The organism is Sporomusa sp. (assembly GCF_057736855.1).
Window position 1 is genome coordinate 366 of record NZ_JBYKYF010000215.1, and the last position, 4185, is coordinate 4550.

5 protein-coding genes are annotated in these 4185 nt (G+C 41.2%); 1 reads left to right on the forward strand and 4 read right to left on the reverse strand.

Going from position 1 to position 4185, the window contains the following annotated elements; all coding sequences use genetic code 11:
• The 3 genes from AC29Z1_RS12915 to AC29Z1_RS12925 form a co-directional block, all read right to left on the reverse strand.
• A partial coding sequence (locus AC29Z1_RS12915; RefSeq protein ID WP_488271864.1) for a Tm-1-like ATP-binding domain-containing protein occupies nt 1-270 on the reverse strand: 270 nt, incomplete at its 3' end.
• Between the two features lie 166 nt (nt 271-436).
• Nucleotides 437-1621 carry an aldo/keto reductase gene (locus tag AC29Z1_RS12920; RefSeq protein WP_488271865.1) on the reverse strand — a complete coding sequence of 395 codons (1185 nt, stop codon included), beginning with the start codon at nt 1619-1621 and terminating at the stop codon, nt 437-439.
• Nucleotides 1622-1661: 40 nt separating this feature from the next.
• Nucleotides 1662-2126: a DUF4879 domain-containing protein gene (locus AC29Z1_RS12925; RefSeq protein WP_488271866.1), complete on the reverse strand. Its 465-nt coding sequence runs from the start codon at nt 2124-2126 to the stop codon at nt 1662-1664.
• 428 nt (nt 2127-2554) lie between these two features.
• On the opposite strand from AC29Z1_RS12925, the gene AC29Z1_RS12930 reads away from it, so the two are divergent.
• Nucleotides 2555-3655: a glycerol dehydrogenase gene (locus AC29Z1_RS12930; RefSeq protein ID WP_488271867.1), complete on the forward strand. Its 1101-nt coding sequence runs from the start codon at nt 2555-2557 to the stop codon at nt 3653-3655.
• Between the two features lie 114 nt (nt 3656-3769).
• Here AC29Z1_RS12930 and AC29Z1_RS12935 read toward each other — a convergent pair.
• Nucleotides 3770-4185: hypothetical protein (locus AC29Z1_RS12935; protein WP_488271868.1), on the reverse strand; the 416-nt coding region annotated here is incomplete at its 5' end.

The following is a 4185-nucleotide window of genomic DNA, read 5'->3' on the forward strand; positions in this document are numbered from 1 at the left end:
TTCTGCATAGAGTTGGGGAAGTAATTTTTCCAAGCCTCGGGAAAGTACATCAGTTGCCGTGGCTCTGTCTTTGTTAGCCGCAATGGCTTTGATATCAGCTCCCACAGCTTTAGCAATTTCTTCATTGGAAACATCTACTGGCAATTTTGACTCAAAAACTCCCGTATGAATCATAAACGTCTTTAATCCTAGGCTTTGAATAATCTCCTGCAAATAAGCAAACTCAGTACCTTTGGAATCAAACGTTCCGGCAATGGCAACTGTTTTCATTATGACCCTCCGTGTTGTTTTATTTATTGTTACCAATTGCCATAGAATAAATGCATAAAAAAAGGGCAAGTCAAACTGACTATTGCCCTTTAACCAGTCATGGATTACCGGTACTGGTTGCATCTAAATCCAATTTTCCTTATTCGTAACTTACCTTACGCATTGTTTATTTACCAAAAAGAATAACAGCCTGTTTCATTTTGCTGATAACATCAACATGGAATGGACAGTTTTTTACACATGACCCACATTCTATGCATTCATTGGCATGATGTTCTAGTAAATCATAATGATTTTTTACTGTTTCCGGAACCTCAGCCTGAATTAATGCTAAATCCAAATATTTATTTACTGCGGCAATATTGATCTGTTTCGAACACGGGGCACAATGGCCACAATACATACAATGGCCTCTAAATGAACTCCTTGGTGCATTAGCCAGCAGCTCACTATAATCTTTTTCTTCATTACTTGCCGTGACATAGGCGGTTGCTGCGAGTATTTGCTCGGTATTAGATACGCCAACCATTACAGATGCCACTGCCGGTCTGGTTAAACAGTAATGTAAGCATTGTACTGGAGTCATCGCTTTTTCGAAAGGAGATTGTTTATCATTTAGCAATACTCCGGCAGCGTATCCTTTCATAACCGTTAACGCAACACCCGCATGTTGACAAGCGTGATAGAGTTTTTCCCTTTGCGGATCAATACCCTCATATGTTCTGTTTTTAAATGTACTCTCTTCAAACAGTATATTTACATCTTCACTGGGCGGCAGCATATCATACGCCGCATTAATACTAAATAAAATTACGTCAATCAGGCCTGTTTCCACGGCTCTAAAAGCGATATCGGTGTTATGTGTTGATATACCTAAAGACTTAATCACGCCATTCTCTTTTAATTTCTTCGCATAAGCAATGATTTCTCCGTTAAAAATGCAATCAAAATCCTTGTGATCATCAACATAATGAATCATCCCTACATCGACATACGCTAACTGCATTCTTGTTAACAAGTCTTCAAAGGCGCTGACAACTTCCTTACTATCTCTGGTACGCCGATATTGTCCATTATCCCAAGTTGAGCATAGATGCCCTTCTATCACAAAACTGCTGCGAGGATATTTACTTAATGCTTTACCAACATTACTTCTAACTTCCGGATTTGAATTGTATATATCAAAAAAGTTAATCCCTTCATTCATTGCGCAATCAATAATGGCTTCGCATTCTGCATAGTTTTTATTTTCAAATCCCTCTCCGCCTATACCAATAGCGCTAACCTTAATCCCAGTTTTTCCCAACACTCGATATTCCATAGTAATCATCCTATCTAACCCGTTTTTCATTTAAAGCTTGTGTTTGAGGTATTTGTCTCTATTATTTCCGTTATTTTATAAATGTTATATTGGTTGCTATGCTGCCTCCTGATCCACGATTTATTCCGCTGGAGGTAACAACAATAGTGTTAGACGCACCCAGATACGTAGGCGGTATTTTGTAGATAACCTCATACCCGCCAACAATGCCGCCTCTGTCAGTTATAAGAAATTGTCGCTCAAAAAGTTGCGAATGTTTGTATTGTGTTCCATTGATCTTGATAAAAGTTAGGTTCCAGTTTGGAATGCCAGTATATATAACATTCAGATAAAGTTCCGGGCCCGAAAATGAATAGCCATGCATATTTTTGAAATTACCGGCCGATGTAAGCTGCCACTGATAATTGTAGTTTTGCGCCGTAAAACCATGAATATCAACCCTGGTTAAAGCCGGTGCAGGGCCTGCCGTTGCCACTGACGAACCCCAAAGTATTGTCATAAAAACCATCAATACAAATATTAGAGTTTTTTTCATATAGGTTGTTCTCCTTGATATGAATATACACATAAAAATAAAATTCATGTTAAGAGGACGTGATGCAACATGGCCTCGGCTACGTATGTATTAATAGATTCCCCAAAAAATCTAAAACTCCTGGTATTCGTGGATTACATTCTTTACAGGTTAGATTAGTATAAAACAAACTTCTTATAATTGTAATCCTTCCCTCTAAATTAATTTATATTAATTTTTTGTCCTTTTTAATTTTTCTATAAAAAATAATCTAAATATTGCGCTACTTTCCTTTTCAAAAAACTGAAACTCTAGTACATTCATATCACTAAACAACCAAAAATGACAAAATTCTACCTTAATACCGCAAAATTACCAACAGGTAATTGCCCTCTTCGCGCAAAATTGTTAGTAATAATAGCCATTCGAGGCAGTGAGGAGGGTTTTTCATGAACAAAATTATGATTTCTCCATCTCGTTACGTGCAAGGGGCCGGCGCTTTGAGTGATATCGGCAAACATGTTGCCGCCCTGGGAACTAAGGCATTAGTCCTTGGTGGTAAACGTGGCCTGGAAGCCACCCAAAATGTGTTGGAACCCAGTTTTAAGGAGCATAATGTCAGTTATATCATTGAACAATTTGGCGGCGAATGCTCACGTCCTGAAATCGACCGAATCGTAGCCATCGTCAAACAGAATGATGTAAATATTGTCGTTGGTACTGGTGGTGGTAAAGCACTGGATGCTGCTAAAGCCGTCGCGTACGAAGCCAAAATCCCGGTTGCTATTGTGCCGACGATCGCCGCAACGGATGCGCCCTGCAGTGCTTTATCTGTCATCTACACCCCAGATGGAGTGTTCGAATCCTATCTGGTATTACCCAAAAATCCCGATTTGGTACTTGTAGATACAGCCATTATTGCTAAGTCCCCTGTTCGCCTGTTTGTAGCAGGAATGGGCGACGCCCTGGCAACCTGGTTTGAAGCTGATGCCTGCGCTAAGGCGTTTGCTGGCAATCTTCCCGGCGGTTTATCTACCTCTGCCGCCCTGTGTCTTGCCAAGTTATGTTATGATATTCTAATCGAATACGGTCTACATGCCAAATTAGCACTGGATCAAGGTGTAGCTACCGAAGCTGTAGAAAAAGTAGTGGAAGCGAATACACTGCTCAGCGGACTTGGCTTTGAAAGCTCCGGGCTTGCAGCAGCACATGCAGTACATAATGGTTTGACCGTACTGCCAGAAACCCATCATGCTTATCATGGCGAAAAAGTTGCTTTCGGTACGCTTGTCCAGTTAGTACTCGAAAATCGCTCATCCCGTGAATTGGAGGAAGTACTGCATTTCTGCAAATCGGTTGGCCTGCCTATTACGCTTAAAGAAATTGGCGTCGAGCATATCACTCCGGAAAAAATCCGTCAGGTCGCCGAAGCAACTTGCGCTCCTGGCGAAACCATCCATAACCAGCCATTTAGCGTCAACCCTGATACTGTATATGCCGCTATTCTTGCTGCCGATGCAATTGGCAATGCATATCTGAAACAAAAGTAACAACCTGCTATTTAACCTCATTCGCAATAAAAAAATAAACTTGGTTAATACCCAAAACAAAAGACTATGATACTTACTCGCATAGGTATCATAGTCTTTTATCATTTATATATGCTATTTTAAAAACGTAGTCCCACGAAAATGCCTATGCTTACAGAATACGAATTGAATCCTTCCTTGTATCCTCAGTAAGCATCCCCTCGTCCGGACTGCTGCCCAGCACAGCGCTGATTTTCTCCGCATAACCGCCTTGCCAAAAATGACAAGCCTGTCTATCCTTGCCCCGCACATCACCGCAAGTGTTGATGGCGGCCGCCCGGCAGCCGGCAGCGCATTTGTATAAATAGGCGCATTGTTCCAGCCGTTTTCTGCAGCAATCTCGCCTACTCGCATATTGATCAGATCAAAATAATGGGACTGCTGCAAAATATCGGTGATTTGCTGGTTGAAGACATTCGGCATCTCCTGTTCAATATAGGTGCCGCTCATGGGCATACATGGCAACAGCGTGCCATTTGGCAAAGCATACG